Origin of the sequence: Flavobacterium sp. FlaQc-48 (assembly GCF_044007335.1) — a bacterium.
In the GTDB taxonomy this organism is placed as follows: Bacteria; Bacteroidota; Bacteroidia; order Flavobacteriales; family Flavobacteriaceae; genus Flavobacterium.
The window spans coordinates 166,755-187,222 of record NZ_JBIPCR010000013.1 but is presented as its reverse complement, the minus strand read 5'-3'; the positions used below and the strand labels follow the sequence as shown (position 1 = coordinate 187,222).

At 34.2% G+C, this 20,468-nt stretch carries 17 protein-coding genes; 14 read left to right on the top strand and 3 right to left on the bottom strand.

Annotated features, from left to right (window positions below):
• Window positions 1-594: 594 nt before the first annotated feature.
• Window positions 595-1,005, bottom strand: coding sequence for a helix-turn-helix domain-containing protein (locus tag ACHRWY_RS19460; protein ID WP_395356896.1), 411 nt, complete (start codon window positions 1,003-1,005; stop codon window positions 595-597).
• A 500-nt stretch (window positions 1,006-1,505) separates the two neighbouring features.
• On the opposite strand from ACHRWY_RS19460, the gene ACHRWY_RS19455 reads away from it, so the two are divergent.
• The 7 genes from ACHRWY_RS19455 to ACHRWY_RS19425 all read left to right on the top strand — a co-directional run bounded on the left by ACHRWY_RS19455 (window position 1,506) and on the right by ACHRWY_RS19425 (window position 11,618).
• A complete protein-coding gene (locus ACHRWY_RS19455; RefSeq protein WP_395356895.1) occupies window positions 1,506-3,728 on the top strand; it encodes an NADP-dependent isocitrate dehydrogenase in 2,223 nt (740 codons plus the stop codon).
• 244 nt (window positions 3,729-3,972) lie between these two features.
• The gene (locus ACHRWY_RS19450) at window positions 3,973-6,354 is read left to right on the top strand and encodes a TonB-dependent receptor domain-containing protein (protein WP_395356893.1); all 2,382 of its coding nucleotides are present in this window, start codon (window positions 3,973-3,975) and stop codon (window positions 6,352-6,354) included.
• 33 nt (window positions 6,355-6,387) lie between these two features.
• Window positions 6,388-7,209, top strand: coding sequence for a DUF4249 domain-containing protein (locus ACHRWY_RS19445; protein ID WP_395356892.1), 822 nt, complete (start codon window positions 6,388-6,390; stop codon window positions 7,207-7,209).
• A 9-nt stretch (window positions 7,210-7,218) separates the two neighbouring features.
• Complete coding sequence (locus ACHRWY_RS19440) at window positions 7,219-7,716, top strand: GyrI-like domain-containing protein (protein WP_395356891.1); 498 nt, start codon at window positions 7,219-7,221, stop codon at window positions 7,714-7,716.
• Entirely contained in the window at window positions 7,706-8,149 is a 444-nt protein-coding gene (locus ACHRWY_RS19435; protein WP_395356890.1) for a DinB family protein, read from the top strand. The genes ACHRWY_RS19440 and ACHRWY_RS19435 overlap by 11 nt, the downstream gene beginning before the upstream one ends.
• 118 nt (window positions 8,150-8,267) lie before the next feature.
• Window positions 8,268-10,799, top strand: coding sequence for a T9SS type A sorting domain-containing protein (locus ACHRWY_RS19430; RefSeq protein ID WP_395356888.1), 2,532 nt, complete (start codon window positions 8,268-8,270; stop codon window positions 10,797-10,799).
• A gap of 156 nt (window positions 10,800-10,955) precedes the next feature.
• A complete protein-coding gene (locus ACHRWY_RS19425; protein WP_395356887.1) occupies window positions 10,956-11,618 on the top strand; it encodes a thiamine diphosphokinase in 663 nt (220 codons plus the stop codon).
• Between the two features lie 206 nt (window positions 11,619-11,824).
• On the opposite strand, the gene ACHRWY_RS19420 is transcribed toward ACHRWY_RS19425, so the two are convergent.
• Window positions 11,825-11,953, bottom strand: a complete 129-nt coding sequence (locus ACHRWY_RS19420) for a hypothetical protein (RefSeq protein WP_395356885.1) — start codon at window positions 11,951-11,953, stop codon at window positions 11,825-11,827.
• 52 nt (window positions 11,954-12,005) lie between these two features.
• Here ACHRWY_RS19420 and rlmF point away from each other — a divergent pair, with 52 nt between their 5' ends.
• From rlmF to ACHRWY_RS19390, 6 genes are all read left to right on the top strand, one after another.
• Window positions 12,006-12,965 carry a 23S rRNA (adenine(1618)-N(6))-methyltransferase RlmF gene (rlmF, locus tag ACHRWY_RS19415; RefSeq protein ID WP_395356884.1) on the top strand — a complete coding sequence of 320 codons (960 nt, stop codon included), beginning with the start codon at window positions 12,006-12,008 and terminating at the stop codon, window positions 12,963-12,965.
• 50 nt (window positions 12,966-13,015) lie between these two features.
• Window positions 13,016-13,246, top strand: a complete 231-nt coding sequence (locus ACHRWY_RS19410; RefSeq protein ID WP_395356882.1) for a hypothetical protein — start codon at window positions 13,016-13,018, stop codon at window positions 13,244-13,246.
• A gap of 138 nt (window positions 13,247-13,384) precedes the next feature.
• Window positions 13,385-13,534 carry a type II toxin-antitoxin system RelE/ParE family toxin gene (locus ACHRWY_RS19405; RefSeq protein WP_395356899.1) on the top strand — a complete coding sequence of 50 codons (150 nt, stop codon included), beginning with the start codon at window positions 13,385-13,387 and terminating at the stop codon, window positions 13,532-13,534.
• A gap of 81 nt (window positions 13,535-13,615) precedes the next feature.
• Window positions 13,616-14,554, top strand: a complete 939-nt coding sequence (locus ACHRWY_RS19400) for an alpha/beta fold hydrolase (protein WP_395356880.1) — start codon at window positions 13,616-13,618, stop codon at window positions 14,552-14,554.
• A gap of 334 nt (window positions 14,555-14,888) precedes the next feature.
• The gene (gene uvrB, locus ACHRWY_RS19395; protein WP_395356879.1) at window positions 14,889-16,880 is read left to right on the top strand and encodes an excinuclease ABC subunit UvrB; all 1,992 of its coding nucleotides are present in this window, start codon (window positions 14,889-14,891) and stop codon (window positions 16,878-16,880) included.
• Window positions 16,881-16,979: 99 nt separating this feature from the next.
• Complete coding sequence (locus ACHRWY_RS19390; RefSeq protein WP_395356877.1) at window positions 16,980-19,163, top strand: prolyl oligopeptidase family serine peptidase; 2,184 nt, start codon at window positions 16,980-16,982, stop codon at window positions 19,161-19,163.
• 35 nt (window positions 19,164-19,198) lie between these two features.
• Here ACHRWY_RS19390 and ACHRWY_RS19385 read toward each other — a convergent pair whose 3' ends face one another.
• Complete coding sequence (locus ACHRWY_RS19385) at window positions 19,199-19,600, bottom strand: excinuclease ABC subunit B (protein WP_395356876.1); 402 nt, start codon at window positions 19,598-19,600, stop codon at window positions 19,199-19,201.
• Between the two features lie 56 nt (window positions 19,601-19,656).
• On the opposite strand from ACHRWY_RS19385, the gene ACHRWY_RS19380 reads away from it, so the two are divergent.
• The gene (locus tag ACHRWY_RS19380; RefSeq protein WP_395356874.1) at window positions 19,657-20,457 is read left to right on the top strand and encodes an alpha/beta hydrolase; all 801 of its coding nucleotides are present in this window, start codon (window positions 19,657-19,659) and stop codon (window positions 20,455-20,457) included.
• Window positions 20,458-20,468: the final 11 nt, after the last annotated feature.

The following is a 20,468-nucleotide window of genomic DNA, read 5'->3' as shown; positions in this document are numbered from 1 at the left end:
CGTTTTTACGAAGTAAATCTGTTTTATCCGCGTCAAAATTAGACGCTGATTTTACTGTCCCGAGACTTCGGGAGCTAAAGCGAAAACGCTGATAAAAACGGGTTTTCTAATTACTTTCTTGATTAAACTGTTACGTAATTTTATAGAAATGTGCCGTTAGGCACTAAATATTGGTAGTTAATATAGATTAGAAATACGTTGGCGTGCCGTAGGTACGCAACAAAATCATAACTATTGCGTACCTACGGCACGCTGGATCTATTCCGATTCCTATTAACTACCGATATTTAGTGCCTAACGGCACAAGCTATTTCACGCATCTGAAATCAAAAATCATTACTCAAAAATCTTAAATCATTTATCCTTTTTGCTTAACTTAATGACATTGAGCTTCGGGACGTTTCAATCTTTTGCTTTTTAAACAAAAAGTTCTTGTTTTACGGTTTGCGTGAGGGATAGAAGTGGAAAGCCCACAGCCTGACGAAGGAAGTGCGAGGACTTGAAACGGATAGCCCGACCCGGAGGGACACGCCCAAAATAAAAAAACCGACACTCATAAAGCATCGGTTTGTATTTTAATGAAAAATTGGTATTCTATTTTTTCAATAGTTTTTCCAAATATTCGATTTTATCTTTTTCAGCTTGTAACAAACGTTCATAAAGCTTTTCTTTTTCATGGAAAGTTTCAATTAATTTATCCAATGGATTGAAAGTACAATGATTATTTCCAAAATGACCATTATTGATACTATTGTCGTGGAAACTATTAAAATAATTAATCATATTTTCTTCTGAAAAGCTTTTAATTGCTTCAACAGTTACGCCAAGCGCTTTTGCAACTTCTGCAAGTTTTTCATCATCTATCGTTTCACTGTTTTCTAAAATAGAAACCGCCTGCTGATTTGTCCCTAAAGCTTGTGCCAAAGCTTCCTGCTTCATATCCCGAAGTTCGCGAATACGGCTTATTTTTCGCCCTATATGATTTGGTTTTGTTAGTGTGCTCATAATTCAAAGATAATAATTAAGTTTAATAAGAAACAATACGTAAAAAACATAATAGTAATGTATCGTACAACCTGTTTTGCAGATAATTTATTTTAATCAAAACTACAATTTTTCATACAAAAAAACTATCATTTCAAATTAATTTGTATAAATACTGGTACCTCAAAACACTATTTTCAGGCCGTTTTTATGCTTAAATTTTCTATTTAAAGTTATAAAAGCAAAAATTAAAATAAACTTACATCACTCATACAGTTTATGGTTTTCGAAATCTTCCACTTTCATCCCTGATTCATCAAAACTGTAATATTTTAATACCAAAATCATCGATTTGACAATTAAATGACCCCGAAATAACAATCTGATAATTTCGGTATTTCTCGGGAAAACTATACCGTTTTCGGACTGTTTTTATTATATTTGCTCCGCTCATTCTGAGCCGAATATACCTTTTACATCACCACTCTCTGGTGATACGATTATAAAAAAAAAAAAAAAAAATGACACAGAATTCAAAAATCTATTACACCTTAACTGATGAGGCGCCATTGTTAGCGACTTATTCTTTTTTACCAATTGTTCAGGCATTTACTGCTACAGCTGGTATCGCTATTGAAACCAGAGACATCTCTTTAGCAGGCAGAATTTTATCAAATTTTCCTGATGTACTTACAGATGCTCAAAAAACTGGTGATGCATTGGCAGAATTAGGTCAACTGGCTACTCAACCTGAGGCTAACATCATCAAATTACCAAACATTTCGGCATCAGTACCGCAATTAAAAGCAGCTATTGCTGAATTACAATCTCACGGTTACAAAATCCCTGATTTTCCGGAAGATCCTCAAAACGATGCCGAAAAAGAAATTAAAGCAAAATATGCTAAAGTTTTAGGTTCTGCTGTAAATCCGGTTTTACGTGAAGGTAACTCTGACCGTAGAGCGCCAAGAGCTGTTAAGAACTTTGCAAAAGCAAATCCACACTCAATGGGTGCGTGGTCTGCTGACTCAAAAACTAAAGTGGCTTCTATGCCAAATGGTGACTTTTACGGAAGTGAAAAATCACTTACTGTAGCAGAAGCAAATGATGTAAAAATTGAATTCGTTGCAAAAGACGGTACAACAACTGTTCTTAAAGCTAGTACTCCTCTTAAAGCAGGTGAAATAATAGACAGTTCTGTAATGCATTTAAAAGCTTTAAAAAGCTTTGTTGCTGATGCCATTGCTGATGCTAAAAAAGAAGGTGTTTTACTTTCTGTGCATTTAAAAGCTACTATGATGAAAGTTTCAGATCCAATTATCTTTGGCGCTATCGTTGAAGTATATTTTGCTGATCTTTTCAAAAAATATGAAACTTTATTTGCTGAATTAAATATTGATACCAGAAACGGTTTAGGTGATATCTACGCAAAAATTGCCGGAAGACCTGAACAGGCAGAAGTTGAAGCTGATATTACGAAAGCAATCGAAAACGGACCAGCTCTTGCAATGGTAAATTCTGATAAAGGAATTACAAACTTACACGTTCCGTCTGATGTTATTGTTGATGCTTCTATGCCGGCAATGATCCGTACTTCAGGGCAGATGTACAACAAAGAAGGAAAACAACAAGATACAATCGCTGTGATCCCGGACCGTGCTTATTCCGGAATTTATACTGCAACGATCGATTTCTGTAAAAAACACGGTGCTTTTGACCCTAAAACAATGGGAAGTGTTCCTAACGTAGGTTTAATGGCCCAAAAAGCAGAAGAATACGGATCTCATGACAAAACTTTTCAGGTAAAAGCTGACGGAGTTGTACGTGTAGTTGATAATAAAGGAACTGTTGTAATGGAGCAAAACGTTGAAGCTAATGACATTTTCAGAATGTGTCAGGCAAAAGACGCTCCTATTCAGGACTGGGTTAAACTTGCTGTAAACAGAGCGCGCTTATCTGATACTCCTGCTGTTTTCTGGTTAGACGAAAACAGAGCACATGACAGAGAATTGATTGCAAAAGTTCAAAAATACCTTAAAGATCACAATACAACAAATCTTGATATTCGTATCCTTAACCCAATTGCTGCTACTGAATTTACTTTAGACAGAATCATCAAAGGTTTAGACACTATCTCTGTAACCGGAAACGTTTTACGTGATTACTTAACTGACTTATTCCCTATTTTAGAATTAGGAACTTCAGCTAAAATGTTATCTATCGTTCCGTTAATGAATGGTGGCGGATTGTTCGAAACAGGTGCAGGAGGTTCTGCCCCTAAACACGTTGAGCAATTTACAGAAGAAGGATATTTACGTTGGGATTCATTGGGAGAATTTTTAGCTCTTGGTGCTTCTTTAGAGCATTTAGGACAAACTTTAGACAACTCTAAAGCCATTGTTTTATCTGAAACTTTAGACGAAGCTAATGACAAATTCCTGGCAAACGATAAATCTCCCGCTCGTAAAGTAGGTCAGATTGACAACCGTGGTTCTCATTTCTACCTTGCTTTTTATTGGGCACAAGCTTTAGCCGCTCAAAATAAAGATGCCGAATTGAAAGCCATCTTTACTCCAATTGCAGCTGAATTTGAAGCTAACGAATCCAAAATCGATGCTGAATTAATTGGTGCACAGGGAAAACCTCAAACTCTTGGCGGTTACTACCAGCCAACTCCTGAATTAGTGAGCAAAGCCATGAGACCAAGTGCAACATTCAATTCCATTATTGCACAAATTAAATAATAGAAAAACTATTTAGTTTACATATTTTAAAAAAGACAACTTTAAACGGTTGTCTTTTTTATTTTACAGAAAAGGGTTCGAATTGCTGTTACTAAAATCCATTCCAAAAACCGCTAACCTGTAGAAACCTAAAAAAGAAAGGCAAAGCTGTAACAAATTATAAATATTCTTAACTAATGTTTAACAAACGTTCCGCAGTAATATTTAGTAAGAATTATTAACTATGTGATTCAAAACCAAGACAATGATTTTAAAAAAAACTGGCCTTTTCCTTATCTTCCTTTTAACAACTTTACCTGCCTTTTCTCAGGAAAAATTTACTTTAAGCGGTACAATCAGTGACTTTAAAAACAATGAAACCTTAATTGGGGTAAACGTATATATTCCGGCTTTAAAAATTGGAACTACAACCAATGAGTATGGTTTTTATTCCATTACAGTCCCAAAAGGCGAACATCAAATCGAGATTAGCTATGTGGGCTATCAAACCATTGAAAAAACAGTCGTTTTAAATCGAAACACCAAAAGTAATTTTGCCATTAATGAAAGTGGCGAAGAGCTTCGGGAAGTTATAATTACAGATAATAAAGGCAAAATCAATATTAAATCGCCTGAAATGAGTGCCAATAAACTTTCTATAGCCACCATAAAAAAAATGCCAGTGGTGATGGGAGAAGTTGATGTTTTAAAATCAATTTTATTGCTTCCGGGTGTTACCAATGCAGGTGAAGGCGCTTCAGGATTTAATGTTCGGGGTGGTGGAGCTGACCAGAATTTGATTTTATTAGACGAGGCAACCATATTTAATTCGTCACACGTCTTTGGGTTTTTCTCAGTTTTTAATCCGGATGCTATTAAAGATTTAAAATTATATAAAGGAGGCATTCCTGCCCGTTACGGCGGAAGGGCTTCTTCTGTTCTGGATATTTATCAAAAAGACGGAAACAGTAAAGAATTTCATGTAAATGGAGGAATCGGGTTAATTTCGAGTCGAATTCTTGCAGAAGGGCCTTTGGTAAAAGATAAAGGTTCATTCTTAATTGGCGGACGTGCTTCTTATGCACACTTATTTTTAAAATTATCAGCAGATCAAAAAGACAATACCGCCTATTTTTATGATTTAAACACAAAATTAAGTTATAAACTAAACGACAACAACAGTTTGTATTTGTCCGGTTATTTTGGTCGTGATGTTTTTAGCCTGAATAAAAGTTTTACTAATATTTATGGCAACTCTACTTTAAACCTGCGTTGGAACCATTTATATTCTGATAAATTATTTGCCAATTTATCTTTGATTTACAGTGACTATTATTATGGTTTAGATTTAGATTTCGTAGGTTTCAAATGGGATTCGGGAATCAAAAATTACAATATCAAATACGATTTCAAAAATTATATCTCAGATAAATTCAAACTAAATTACGGTTTAAACGGAATTTACTACGAATTCAATCCCGGAACTATTAAGCCAAGTAATGAAACATCGGGGATTAATCCGGATCAGCTGGATAAAAAATATGCGTTTGAACCCTCTGTTTATATTGAAGCCGAAAATCAGCTTTCTAAAAAATTTACCGTTTCTTACGGATTGCGTTATAGTTTATTTTATCGTTTAGGGTCTTCGACCATTAATTATTACGAGAATAACAATCCGGTAATTTTTAATACAGATATGCAGATTTATGAAAAAGCGACGCCAACCTCAACAAAGTATTTTGGCAAGAACAAAGAAATTCAGAGTTACAATAATTTAGAGCCACGTTTTTCAGCTTCTTATCAACTAAACGATGATCAGGCAATTAAAGCCAGTTATAACAGAATGGCACAATACCTGCAATTGATTTCGAATACCTCATCACCTACTCCGCTGGATGTCTGGATGCCAAGTGATAATTATATCAAACCACAAATTGCCGATCAGGTAGCGCTGGGTTATTTTAGAAATATAAATAATGGTGCCTATTCTGTAGAAGTGGAGACGTATTACAAAAAAATCAAAAACAGGCTGGATTATATCGATGGCGCAGATTTAATTGCCAATGATGCCATTGAACAAGTCATCCTAAACGGACGCATGCGCTCCTATGGTGTAGAATTTATGCTGAAAAAAAACGAAGGTAAATTCAACGGATGGATTTCCTACACCTTATCAAAATCGCAACAACAAACCCCGGGAAGAACTCCTGAAGAAACAGGAATTAACAACGGAGAATGGTACAGTTCAGCATACGACAAAACACATAATTTAGCCGTTACATCAGCCTATACTTTAAACGAAAAATGGTCTTTTGGTGCTAACTTTGCCTTACAGTCAGGTCAGCCCGTAACCTATCCAAACGGTCAGTATGAATATTTAGGGATCACGGTTCCCAATTACGGATTAAGAAACGAAAACCGTTTGCCTGCTTACCATCATTTAGATGTTTCGGCAACTTTGACCCCCCGAAAAAATAAAGACAGAAACTGGAAAGGCGAATGGGTTTTTAGTATTTATAATTTATACAATCGCCATAATGCAGCGTCGATCAATTTCCGTCAGAATGTTGATACCGGTGCAAATGAAGCCGTTCAAACATCCATTTTTGGAATTGTTCCTGCTGTTAGTTATAATTTTAAATTCTAAAACCAATTTCTGAAAACAGAAAAAAAATATACCATGAAAAAAACAACTCTATTAATCGTACTTTTTATATTAGCTTTCTTTAGCAGTTGTGAAGAAGTTGTTGATGTTGATCTCGATACCGCTGCTCCAAAATTAGTAATAGAAGCAGCTATTAACTGGCAAAAAGGAACAACAGGAAAACAGCAAACCATAAAACTGACTACTACAACAGGCTATTTTCAAAATGTAATTCCAACCGTTTCAGGTGCAACCGTTTTTATAAAAAACAGCCAAAACGAGCAATTTAATTTTACAGAAGTTCCAAAAACAGGACGTTATGTTTGTAACAACTTCAAACCGGTAATAGATGAAATTTATACTTTGACCGTAATTAACAAAGGAACAACCTATAATGCCACTGAAACCCTGAAATCAGTTGCTCCCATAAGCCGAATTGAACAAAACAATGAAGGCGGAATTACAGGAAAAGATATTGAAATCAGGGCCTTTTATAACGATCCTGCAGATGCTGATAATTTTTATTTGTATAAATATGTATATTCAGGTAAAATTACCTCAACATATTATGTGAGTGAAGATAAGTTTTTTCAGGGCAACGAATATTTCAGTAAATCAGATGATGACGAATTAAAAATTGGAGATGAAGTCGAAGTAACCCATTACGGAATTTCAAAGCAATATTATAATTATATGAGCATTTTGGTTAGTATTGCCGGAAGTAATGTTGGCGGCCCTTTTCAATCGCCACCGGCAACAGTAAAAGGAAATATCATCAATACGAATGATAAAGCCAACTATCCGTTAGGCTATTTTTCACTTAGCGAAACAGACCTTAAAAAATATAAAATTCAATAATCAGTGTATATGGAAGCAAGAATTGAAACTTTAACCGAAAAAAAACTTATTGGTAAGTACATTGAGATGTCGTTTATAGAAAATAAAACATTTCAGTTATGGAGTGGCTTTATGCCAAAACGCAAAGAGATCAGGAATGCGATAGACAAGAATTTATATTCACTTGAAGTTTTTCCGTTAAACCATTTTGACAATTTTGATCCTAATCATAACTTCCAAAAATGGGCCGCAGTCGAAGTATCTGATTTTGACGAAGTTCCTTCAGAAATGGAAACCTTAACAATTCCAACCGGATTGTATGCCGTTTTTGTTCATAAAGGCCCGCAAAGCGAAGGGCATAAAACGTATCATTCGATATTTGTAGAATGGTTACCGAATTCAGCATATACCATAGACGAAAGGCCGCATTTTGCCGTAATGGGAGATCAGTACAAAAAAGAAGATCCGGATTCTGAAGAAGAAATCTGGATCCCGATAACCACTAAAGTTCAAAATCATGCTAATTGAAACACTAAAATCACTTTTCAACCGGGATCTTAACAAATTAAAGATTGAAATAGAATCGTATCAAAATGAAAGTCAGATTTGGGTAACGGATAAAAATATCTCAAATTCTGCAGGGAATCTTTGTCTCCATTTAATAGGAAACATAAACACCTACATAGGAGCCGAAATAGGAAAAACGGGTTATATCCGGGATCGCCCTATAGAATTTTCATTAAAAGATATTCCTAAAACTGAACTCATAACAAAAATTGAGCAAACGATTCTGGTTGTAAATAATGCGCTTGACAGTTTAACAGAAGCTGACTTACAGGCCATATACCCACAAATTGTTTTTGAAAAAGAAATGACAACAGAATTTTTTCTCGTTCATCTTGCAACACATTTAGCCTATCATTTAGGACAAATTAATTATCATCGAAGATTAATGATATAAATTAATAGTGAATACGTTTTCATTGAAGTTCCTTTATTTATTATTTTATAAAAAATAAATTAGCAAATAATAAAAGTTAATACAAACATTAACAATACATTTGCCACAAACAAAACTTATGAAAAAACACTACTTTTTACTACTATTTTCTTTTATTTCATTACTTGCTAACGCCCAGATATCCTCAGATATTGACCCAGACTTTGACTGCAAAGACAAACTTCCTATTCTAAATTTATTAAGCCCGGATTTTGCATTGCAAAGTGATGGAAAATTGATTTTAATTGGAGGCCAATATTCTTATAAATTATATAATAATAAACAAGAAACTATTGGAAACAATATTTTAAGATTAAACAAAGATTTAACCATTGACAATTCTTTTCAAACTGGTTTAGGATTTGATTCTACTGTCAATAATATTGTAATCCAACCTGATGGTAAAATAGTGGCGTGTGGCCTTTTTAAATCTTACAATGGTACAGCTGTAAATAAAATTGTTAGATTAAATCAGGATGGTTCAATTGACAATACGTTTAACTTTACCAATCCAGGGTTTAGCATATTTAGCATTACTCAGATCGATTTTGTAAAACTACAACCAAATGGAAAAATATTAATTGCAGGTAAATTTGAAGCAACCATTTATGGAAACTTTTATGGTCGAAACGCACTGCGTTTAAATTCTGACGGTTCTATTGACAGAACTTTTCAGTCTGACTATCCTTACGAAATCTTTAAAATTGAATTACAACCTGATGGCAAGATCTTAAGAGTATATAAAAATACTTATAATAAAGAAAGCAGTTATAAAATTGATCGCATAAATACTAATGGAACAGCAGATCAAAGTTTTACTGCCATAGAAGGTTTTGGAAGAATCTGTTCTTCTAATACTGTTGGTTATAATAGCATGAGTGATTGCAAATTAGCATTACAACCTGATGGAAAAATATTATTTGGAGCTTGTTTTACTTCGTTTAAATCTTTAGACACAAGAGGTTTTATGAGATTTAATAGTGATGGGACAAAAGATTCGTCATTTGAATATGTCGTACCCGGATTTCCAATGGCAACGGTAAAAGATTTTATTCTGCTTCCTAATAATAAAATTTTGACAAATAATTTAACGCTTATTAATTCAGATGGTTCGATTGATAATACAGCTCCGATAAAACTAGATGTAAATTCAACTTCAAATAAAATTTTGCTCTACCCTAATAATGAATTATTAGTTTGTTCACTAAATACCATAAATTTTCCGGGCGGACTTTCAACTTTTAATAAATTTATTAAATTAAATTTAACTACTTCTGAAGTTAACACACAACAGCTAAACACTTTCTATGCAGGAAATGATATTTTAGAAAAGCCAAATGGTGATATTGTAATTTTGGGATATAGCAAGAATACATACAATACAAAATACCATGATGGAATAAAATTATTAAATAAAAACGGAAATTTGATTTTTAACAATAATCTGAAAAGTAATTTATTTTCAACCACACAAAATGAACAAAATTACTTTAAACAAGGAATTGTTCAGCCTGATGGTAAAATTATCGTTTTTAAAATTACAGCAGGCAAAGACTCAGGTTTAGTAAGATATAATGATGACTTCACGATCGATAATTCTTTTGTTAAAACTGTTGTTGGCGATGTAAATACACTATTGCTACAGCCTAATGGCAAAATCTTAGTTATTTCTAATTCCCAGCAAAAAATTATAAGATTAAACTCTGACGGTTCTAAAGACAATACCTTTGCTGACACATCAGGATTTGACAACGTATGCTACACGGCAGCCCTTCAGCCTGATGGTAAAATAATTTTAGGAGGAAATTTTAGTTTCTACAATGAAATAAAAACCAATCGCCTTGCCAGATTCAACGCTGATGGAACATTTGACAATACATTTAATGCTGATCAGGCTTTACTAAGAGGATTTGTCTATTCTTTAGGCATACAATCTGATGGAAAAATTATAGTTGGAGGTAGTTTTGAGTTAAATCAGGAAGGAAAAAATTCTGTATTAAAGCGTTTAAATACTGATGGTTCTATTGATAATACATTTACTGAATATTTTGCTTCCAGTATCCCCATGTACACTAAAAGATTAGTGATTCAGCCAGACAATAAAATTATACTATCTACTACTCTGAATCGAGATCCTAATGAATATGCCAAAAATGACTTTCAAAGATTAGAAAGTAATGGAAAAATAGACAATACATTTGATTCAGGAGATGCTTTTGATGCAAATATCAATGCGATAAAATTTCAAAAAGACGGAAGTCTTTTAGTTACAGGAAATTTTACTAAATATAAAAATACCTGGTCTAATGGTTCAGTTCGCTTACTAGCATATAAAGGTACATTAAGTAAGCCAGATTTTTTATTTGGCAATAATGAAGATAATTTTATTTTGTTTCCTAATCCTGTGAAAAATGTTTTAAACATCACATCAAATGAAGATGTAGCTATAACATCAATACAGATTTACAACATTCTGGGACAATCAGTATTAGAATTAAAAAATAAAAAAACATTTTCAAATGTCGATGTTTCAAGTTTAAATAACGGTGTTTACTTTATCCGAATAAACTCAAATAAAGGAACAGCAACACACAAATTTTTAAAAAATTAAAAAACAACATCTTTGAACTACCCTCAAAAAGTGAGACACTATTTGAGGGTATTTTTTTTTGTTATTATCAAGTTTAAAAAACAGATTCTTTAAATTACAATATATCCGCTACAAAATATCTTTCGTACATTTACCCATTAAAAAAAACAATTCAGCATGTCTTCACACCATATTGTACGCGACGATCAGGAACCAGCCTTAATTATTGCAAATGGAGCAGCTTGCAATCCCGAATTGTTAGGACAATTGCTCGAATGGTCGCCACTGGTTATCGTGCTGGATTCTGCCATTGAAAGAGTTGTTGAACTAGGTATAAAAGTCGATGTACTTTTAGGTGATTTTGATCATGGTTTTGATCCTGAAATCTACAAAACAGCACAATATCCTATCGAAATTGTACATACTCCGGATCAGGACAAAACCGATTTAGAAAAAGCTTTTGATTATTTAATCGCCAGAAAAATTCCTGCCGTAAACGTTGTTTGGGCAACCGGAAAGCGTGCCGATCATACCATTACAAACCTTACCAACATCGTTCGTTACCGCAATTTGCTTAAAATTGTAATTCTCGACGATCATTCTAAAATATTTTTATTACCAAACAAATTCGAGAAATGGTACACCGCAAAAACACCAATTTCTTTGATTCCAATTGGTGTTGTAAAAGGTATTAATTCCAGTAATTTACAATATCCCTTAAAAGATGACACCTTAACCATTGGTTATCGAACTGGCAGCAGCAATTCTGTTCTCCAGGACGGTTTGGTCAGTATCACCCATACCGATGGTGATTTGTTGCTCATGGAATGCATGGATTAATAAGATCTGACGTTTTTTTGAAACACATAGAGACATAGTGCAAAGATCTATAAAAAAGTCGTTTCACTCTTGCATTAATTCACATTAGAGAACTATATGAGAAAGCTGGCTTTTTTTATATTCTCAGAAATCAGCTAAAAATCTATGTTTCTATGTGTTTAAATCCGCATTTGGAGTTTGGATTTTTTTTATTGGAATTTAGAATTTTAACATGGGATTTTAAACTTTAGTATTAGAATTTCCAGAAGCTCTTCCTGCTGTCCGCTATATCTTTTGTGCCGAACGCCGGCACAAAAGGATGCCGCTTCCATCAGGGCTAAGGCAATCGTTTTCATAATTAGCATTTCCCGCAAAAAGAATGACTATCTTTGCACGGAAATTTAGAAAATGAAAGCAACAGACAATTCCGAAAAAAACAATTTACATCCCCGAAATCTTCACCGTTCCCGCTATGATTTCGAACTTCTTATCGCGAATTGTCCTGAACTAAAAGCATACGTTGCAATCAACATTCACGGAATCGAAACGATTGATTTCAGTAATCCATTAGCTGTAAAAGCGCTTAACAAAGCCTTATTACAAACTTATTACGACATACAAAACTGGGATATTCCTAAAAATTATCTTTGTCCTCCCATTCCCGGAAGAACAGATTATATTCATTATTTAGCTGATTTATTAGCCGAAACCAACAACGGAATCATTCCGCAAGGATCATCTGTTTTAGGCTTAGACATAGGAACTGGGGCTAATTGCATCTACCCCATTTTAGGAAATGCCATTTACGACTGGAGTTTCGTAGGGACAGACATCGACGAAAAAGCCATAGAAAACTGCAGCAAAATCATCGAGGCAAATCCAAAATTAATCGACGCTATAAGCTTACAGCAGCAAACCGAAGCCCGGTTTATTTTCAAAAACATCATCACACCCGAAGATCGTTTTACTTTTACGATGTGTAATCCGCCTTTTCATTCTTCTGCCGAAGATGCCAATCAAAGTACCGTTCGTAAAGTTTCGAATTTAAATCCAAAGGAAAAGAAAAAAACAAATCCGGTCCTTAATTTCGGAGGTCACAACGCCGAATTATGGTGCGATGGCGGCGAAATTGGCTTTGTTACGCAAATGATTTACGAAAGTGCAAAATTTGCCATGCAATGTTTGTGGTTCACTACTTTAGTTTCAAAAAGAGAAAATCTTTCCAGTATTTACAAAACATTAAATAAAGTAAATGCTTCTACGATAAAAACCATTGATATGGCTCAAGGCCAAAAAAACAGCAGAATCGTGGCCTGGACATTTTTGAGTGAAAGTCAGCAAAAAGCGTGGAAGTTTCAAGAATCTTAAATGTGTTTCTTTTAATTTTGTTTTGTAACTCTGAGTAAATTTATAGTGTCATGAACACTCTTGAACTCCAAAATCTTTTAATATCTGAAATTACTAAAATTGAAGATGATCCTTTTTTATCTGCCCTAAAAACTATTTTAGATAGTAGAAAAACTATTCCTAAAAACTATTCTGAGCAATATAATAATGAACTAAAAGTAGCAGAAGAAGATATTAGTAATGGAAATTTTTATTCTCATAATGAGATTAAAGATAAGATCGAGCAATGGAAAAAGAAATAATTTGGTCAAAAACTTCTCGAAATCAACTTGAAAAAATTTACTTTCATTTATTAAAACAGTCCAAAAATAGTGGCATTTCAAATAAAGTAATTGATGCTATTTACAATTCAGTTACGATACTAAAAAACTAACTGGGAAATATATGAATTAGATGAAATTAAAGAATTTAATAACGGTAATTATCGTGCGTACGAACTTTACAGTTATAGGATATCATATAAAATCACTTCAACAGAAATTCAAATTTTAAGAATCAGACATACAAGTCGAAATCCCAAAGTATTATAATTTTGATACTTTAAAATAAAATTCTGATACTTTATCGGCGCGCAATTTCCGTACCTTTAATACCAATTGAATTTTATTACTATGCCAAAAATATACTTTAGACTATTATTATTAATCCTAATTACAGGTTGTTCTTCGACTAAAAAAGCAAAATTTGACGATTACATTTTCAAAACCAAGAGCGAAAAACAAGTTTATATAAATTCTTACGACAAAGCTTTAAAACTTTGGGATATTCCTTATTCTGAAGAAAACATTAAAACCTCCTACGGAACGGCACATGTTATTATTGCAGGGCCTAAAAACGGAAAAAATTTAGTTTTACTTCACGGAATGGACGCCAGTTCTACTATGTGGTATCCTAATATTAAGCCTCTGGCCAAAAATCATCGTATTTATGCTATTGATTTCATGATGGAACCGGGAAAATCTATATTGACTTCAAAATCACTTTCATCAGAAGATATTGTAATTTTATACAACGAAATATTTGACCACTATAAATTAAATAAATTTGATATTGTAGCCGCTTCAAGAGGAGGCTGGATTGCTACTTTACTGGCAACACAAAAAAACAATTCAATTGATAAAATCGTGTTGTTAAGTCCGGCTCAAACCTTCAAATTTATTGATAAAGTAGGCAAAACGACATCTGCATTAATGCTTAAATTATTCCCAAGTGAAAAGAAATTCGGCAAAACATTAAATACATTTTCTACTCATCCCGAAAAAATTAGCCCTGTTTATAAACGACAATTTTATCTGGCCAATAAATATGCAAAGTCAAATTCAAGTATGCTCAAAATGCATCCTTTTTCAGATGACGAATTAAAGTCGATCACCAATCCGGTTTTGGTTTTAATTGGTGACCATGATGTCATTAATTCTGAAGAAAGTCTGGAAAGAGCAAATAAATATTTAATCAAAAGCAAAACGCAAACTATAAAAGACGCAGGACATTTTTTATCCATAGATCAATCAAAACTGGTAAACGATGCTATGATTAACTTTTTAGAATAGTCTTAAAAAGGTGTAGTCTCTACGGGACATATATTAGTTAACTAAATTATTTTTCACCAACATTTAATCTCTACGAGATATTCTTTTAAGGATTTCAATATTTAGAAAAAACTCCGTTAGGAATTTAATTTTGGTATAAAAGAACCATAACACGTCCAGAATGTCCCTTAGGGACTACACAAGTTCAATCAATAATAATATAAAAAAAAATTCGCAAAAATTCGTGTAATTGCTTCGCCTGTTCGCTGGCGCTCGGGTCGTGGCAACATTTTTTAGCTTTTATATAGAATTCAAACTTTGTATCTTTACAAAACTAATCTTTCATCGTCCAAAAATGAATTTCCAAGTATCCTCAGAGTATAGTCCAAAAGGTGATCAGCCGCAAGCAATCGAAAAACTTTCGCAAGGTGTAATCGATGGCGAAAAGTACCAGACATTATTAGGTGTTACCGGATCCGGAAAGACATTTACGGTGGCCAATGTTATTCAGGAAGTTCAAAGACCTACTTTGGTTTTGGCGCACAATAAAACATTGGCAGCCCAATTATATTCAGAGTTCAAACAATTTTTCCCGAATAATGCGGTTGAATATTTCGTTTCCTACTACGATTACTACCAGCCCGAAGCTTTTATGCCTGTAACAGGGGTTTTTATCGAAAAGGATTTATCTATCAACGAAGAGCTCGAAAAGATGCGTCTGAGCACCACTTCTTCCCTCCTTTCAGGACGTCGGGACGTTTTGGTTGTCGCTTCTGTTTCGTGTTTGTACGGTATTGGAAATCCAGTTGAATTTAAAAAGAATGTAATTGAAATAACCAGAGATCAGGTTATTTCGAGAACTAAATTACTTCATAGTCTGGTTCAGAGTTTATATGCCAGAACCGAGGCTGATTTTAATCCGGGAACTTTCAGAATCAAAGGTGATACAGTCGAAGTATATCCAAGTTATGCCGATGATGCCTTTAGAATTCACTTTTTTGGTGACGAAATAGAAGAAATAGAATCATTTGATGTGAAGACCTCACAAGTGATAGAAAAATTCAAACGATTGACCATTTATCCTGCTAATATGTTTGTGACTTCTCCGGATGTATTGCAAGGTGCAATTTGGGAAATTCAGCAGGATTTAGTGAAACAAGTCGATTATTTTAAAGAAATAGGAAAACACTTAGAAGCAAAACGTCTGGAAGAACGTACCAATTTCGACTTAGAAATGATACGGGAATTAGGGTATTGCTCCGGAATCGAAAATTATTCGAGATACCTTGACGGAAGACAAGCCGGAACGAGACCGTTCTGTTTATTAGATTATTTCCCGAGTGATTATTTGATGATTGTAGATGAAAGTCACGTAACCGTTTCTCAGGTGCACGCCATGTATGGAGGCGACAGAAGCCGTAAAGAAAATCTGGTAGAATATGGTTTCCGCTTACCCGCTGCAATGGACAACAGACCTTTGAAATTTGAAGAGTTTGAAGCCATACAAAATCAGGTCATTTATGTATCTGCAACACCCGCAGATTACGAATTACAAAAAACAGATGGTGTTTATGTAGAACAAATTATTCGTCCAACGGGATTATTAGATCCCGTTATCGAAGTAAGACCTAGTCTGAATCAAATTGATGATCTGATCGAAGAAATTCAGGTACGCTGCGAATTAGACGAAAGAGTCCTGGTTACAACTTTGACCAAAAGAATGGCAGAAGAACTAGCCAAATACTTAACTAAGGTTAACATTCGTTGCCGTTATATTCACTCTGAAGTGGATACTTTAGAGCGTATCGAAATCATGCAGGATTTACGAAAAGGTATTTTTGATGTCTTGATTGGTGTAAACTTACTTCGTGAAGGTCTTGATTTACCGGAGGTTTCTCTTGTTGCAATTTTAGATGCAGACAAAGAAGGTTTCCTTCGTAACCACAGATCGCTAACGCAAACTATTGGTCGTGCGGCAAGAAATTTAAACGGAAAAGCCATTTTGTATGCCGACAAAATTACTGCGAGCATGCAAAGAACAATTGACGAAACAGACTATCGCCGAACCAAACAGATCAACTATAACACTGAACATGGAATCACGCCACAGGCTTTAAATAAAAAAATCGAAAGTGCTTTTACTAAAAATCCATTGGTCGAATATGAACTAGGCCATACTTTATCAGTAGCAGCCGAACCGGAAACGGCATATTTATCTAAAGCAGAATTAGAAAAAATGATTCGTGAGAAACGAAAATCAATGGAGAAAGCCGCAAAAGAATTAGACTTTTTGCAAGCAGCAAAATTACGTGATGATATTAAAAAATTGCAGGAACAATTGGCTTAAAAAATCATTAATTATCAATTAACTAAAATGGTTTTATATATATTTACGTTTGTAAAAACCACCTGTTATTTTAATCGTACTGTCAAACTAAATTAATTTATGAATACAAGATTCATCTTAATTACTGCTTCTTTTTTAGGTTCCATAATTTCTATTTCAGCACAAAATAAGCCACAGCCAGCACCCGAAGTAATTGTTACCGACAATTATTTTGGAGAAACCATATCAGACCCTTATCGTTATCTCGAAAATCTAAACGATACTAAAGTGATTGACTGGATGAAAAGCAATGCTGATTATGCTCGCGAAAAGTTAAACGAAATTCCGGAACGTGAAAACTTAATAGCTAAATTAAAGGAGTTTGATTCCAGAAGAGAAAGTGTAATTTCTGATTTGAAGATCACCAAAAATAATACGTACTTCTATCTAAAACGAAATGCTAACGAGGCAAATCCTAAATTATATTACAGACAAGGATTTAAGGGAGTCGAGAAATTGCTTTTTGATCCCCTAACTTACAAAAAAACTAACGCTGTTACTTATAATATAAGTACAATTCGCCCCAATATTCAAGGAGATAAAGTTGCCGTTGAAGTTTCTCCAAACGGATCCGAAAGCAGTGATCTCTTTATCATTGATATTACAGGTAAAATATATCCGGAAGTATTTGATAAATGTGGATATAGCTATGCTTCCTGGATGCCTGACGGGAATTCCTTTACTTTTACAAGACTCAATTCATCTGATGTTACAGATCTCAACAGATCCTTAAACACAAAAGTTTATTATCATAAATTAGGTCAAAGCGAAAAAGAAGATATTGAATTTCTTTCTAACGCCACCAATCCCGAACTTAATATTGCTCCCGAAGAAAGCCCCTATAATTTTTATCATGAAAATTCAAATAGAAACTACGCCCTGATTCGTACTGTAGACAATAGGATTATACTGTATACCAGCAAATTCAAGAATAATTTCTCTCCTGTAAGCTGGACAAGTTTGGTCAGTAAAAAAGATGAAGTTGTTAATTATCTCCACGATAAAGAATTTATGTATTATCTAACTTTTAAGAATGCCTCTAACTTCAAAATCATCAAGGTTCCTCTTTCACATCCTGAAATAGAAAATGCCGTAACAATAGTAAAAGAGCCCAAAAATGGGAGTATTACAGATTTTAGCCTCACAAAAGATGGTTTGTATTATTCAATTACAGAGAATGGTGTCGAAGCAAAAGTTTACTTTCTGGCAAAAAATAAAACGAATCCAGTTGAATTAAAATTACCTTTTCAGGCAGGCTCAGTATCCTTTTCGACTCCAGATGAAAACAAAAGCGATATCTGGATGACATTCGCGGGCTGGACTTCTCAGTCTAAAAGATATTTATATAATCCATCAAACAATACATTTACTTTCCAGCCTTTAACAAAACCAATCGAATATCCAGAATTTAAAGATATAATCTCTAAAGAGGTTATGATACCTTCATACGATGGTGTTATGGTTCCTGTTTCACTTATTTATGACAAAAACACCAAACTCAATGGAAATAATCCTGTGCTTATAGTAGGATATGGATGTTACGGAACCTCCCTTGAGCCTTATTTTAGTCCTAATCGGGTTCTACAATATTGTACTTATGGCGGTATCTATGTTGTAGCTCACGTTAGAGGTGGCGGAGAGTTAGGAGAAAAATGGCATAAAGAAGGTTTTAAAGAAACAAAGCCGAATACCTGGAAGGATCTGATCGCAACAACAGAATACCTGATTGATCAAAAATATACCAGGCCAGAAAAAATCACAATTCGCAGCTACAGTGCAGGTGGAATACTAATAGGAAGGGCAATTACCGAACGTCCGGATTTATTTGCCGCATCGATAATTGATGCAGGTTCATTGAACGCTATTCGGTCAGAAGTTCAAGCTAACGGACCGGCCAATATTCCTGAATTTGGCACAGTAAAAGATCCAAAAGATTTTAAAGCTTTATTAGAGATGGATGCCTATCATCACATTAAGAAAGGAACTTCTTATCCGGCAACCTTAATCACGGCAGGAATTAATGATCCGCGTGTTACCGCGTGGGAACCGGCAAAATTTGCTGCATTACTTCAAAACGCTAACACATCAGACAAATCAATACTCTTTTTTACAGATTTTGAAGCCGGTCACGGAATAGGTAATAGCAGCACAAAAAATATAGAAATTTCGGCCAACATAATTAGTTTCGCTTATTCTAATACAGGACATCCAAAATTTCAGCCTTCAAAAAAATTAAAACCTTAATAATTAAAAAAGGACTGTAGCATTACAGTCCTTTTTTAATTATGTTGTTCCTGAAAAACTTTCAATAAAACTTTAGGATCAATGATCGCATTTGGCGCTTTTTTCATCAGATCTAAAACGCGTTTGGTCGCATTTGGATTCAAACCCATTTCTATGGCAATTTGCTGTATGGCTTTAGCTTCTTTTTCATGCAAAATACCATCGCAATACATGATTAAAGCTAATCTGTAAAACTGCTGAATACGCTGAAATTCTGATTTGATAATTGAACCAGTCATTTCCTGATGAAATAAATCATGAAAAACATCCAGTCCAATATTTAATTCCTGCGCTACAAGCCACAAAAAATCATACTCTCTTTTGTGCAGGTGCCCATCAACAGTAGAAAAAGCAATCATTTCTAAAAGTAAACTTCTCTTTTCTGCTTCGGTATTCATCAATTTATTATTTTTAGCTAAAATATTGTTTTTAAATCTAAAACGCAACAGCACTCATGATTAGAGCATTCTTCTTTTTTATATTACTCTGCATAACAGCTGTTGGAATTGCACAAGAAAGTACTGCTGCAAAAAATGTATCTGTTTTTACAATTGAAGCACCTCAATTAAAAACTACCAAAAAAATCTGGATTTACCTTCCTAAAGATTATTCGGCTTCAGCCAAAAAATACAGCGTGATTTACATGCACGATGCACAGAATTTATTCGATGCTAAAACCGCTTATTCCGGAGAATGGAATGTCGATGAAAAACTGGATAGTTTGAAAGCGCCAGTAATTGTAGTTGGAATAGAACACGGAAATGAGAAACGTACAGAGGAACTAACGCCTTATAAAAATGAAAAATACGGCGGAGGAAATGCCGATAATTATTTGAATTTTATAGTAAAAACAGTAAAACCTTATATCGATGCAACCTACAGAACCAAGCCAAAAGCAAAAAATACCCTAATCATGGGAAGTTCGCTTGGCGGATTAGTTTCGTATTATGCCATTCTGAAATATCCGGAAACATTTGGAAAAGCGGGCGTTTTCTCGCCATCTTTCTGGTTTTCGAATGATATTTATACTTTAACAGAACAAGCTCCGAAGATCAAAACCAAAATTTACTTTTTATGCGGAGACAAAGAAAGTGATGACATGGTAAAAGATATGACCAAAATGGAACGCTTACTCGATACTAAACGGTGTTATTGCCTGCATCTTACTAAATCTAAAGTAGTAAAAGACGGAGAACACAATGAAAAATTATGGAGGGATGGCTTTGTAAAGGCTGTTCTTTGGCTTGGGTATTAATAAAAAATCTA

Excerpts from the sequence above, each read along its gene's own strand:
- ACHRWY_RS19460 (WP_395356896.1), bottom strand. The coding sequence starts at position 1,005 with ATGAGCACACTAACAAAACCAAATCATATAGGGCGAAAAATAAGCCGT.
- ACHRWY_RS19455 (WP_395356895.1), top strand. The coding sequence starts at position 1,506 with ATGACACAGAATTCAAAAATCTATTACACCTTAACTGATGAGGCGCCA.
- ACHRWY_RS19450 (WP_395356893.1), top strand. The coding sequence starts at position 3,973 with ATGATTTTAAAAAAAACTGGCCTTTTCCTTATCTTCCTTTTAACAACT.
- ACHRWY_RS19445 (WP_395356892.1), top strand. The coding sequence starts at position 6,388 with ATGAAAAAAACAACTCTATTAATCGTACTTTTTATATTAGCTTTCTTT.
- ACHRWY_RS19440 (WP_395356891.1), top strand. The coding sequence starts at position 7,219 with ATGGAAGCAAGAATTGAAACTTTAACCGAAAAAAAACTTATTGGTAAG.
- ACHRWY_RS19435 (WP_395356890.1), top strand. The coding sequence starts at position 7,706 with ATGCTAATTGAAACACTAAAATCACTTTTCAACCGGGATCTTAACAAA.
- ACHRWY_RS19430 (WP_395356888.1), top strand. The coding sequence starts at position 8,268 with ATGAAAAAACACTACTTTTTACTACTATTTTCTTTTATTTCATTACTT.
- ACHRWY_RS19425 (WP_395356887.1), top strand. The coding sequence starts at position 10,956 with ATGTCTTCACACCATATTGTACGCGACGATCAGGAACCAGCCTTAATT.
- ACHRWY_RS19420 (WP_395356885.1), bottom strand. The coding sequence starts at position 11,953 with ATGAAAACGATTGCCTTAGCCCTGATGGAAGCGGCATCCTTTTGTGCC.
- rlmF (WP_395356884.1), top strand. The coding sequence starts at position 12,006 with ATGAAAGCAACAGACAATTCCGAAAAAAACAATTTACATCCCCGAAAT.
- ACHRWY_RS19410 (WP_395356882.1), top strand. The coding sequence starts at position 13,016 with ATGAACACTCTTGAACTCCAAAATCTTTTAATATCTGAAATTACTAAA.
- ACHRWY_RS19400 (WP_395356880.1), top strand. The coding sequence starts at position 13,616 with ATGCCAAAAATATACTTTAGACTATTATTATTAATCCTAATTACAGGT.
- uvrB (WP_395356879.1), top strand. The coding sequence starts at position 14,889 with ATGAATTTCCAAGTATCCTCAGAGTATAGTCCAAAAGGTGATCAGCCG.
- ACHRWY_RS19390 (WP_395356877.1), top strand. The coding sequence starts at position 16,980 with ATGAATACAAGATTCATCTTAATTACTGCTTCTTTTTTAGGTTCCATA.
- ACHRWY_RS19385 (WP_395356876.1), bottom strand. The coding sequence starts at position 19,600 with ATGAATACCGAAGCAGAAAAGAGAAGTTTACTTTTAGAAATGATTGCT.
- ACHRWY_RS19380 (WP_395356874.1), top strand. The coding sequence starts at position 19,657 with ATGATTAGAGCATTCTTCTTTTTTATATTACTCTGCATAACAGCTGTT.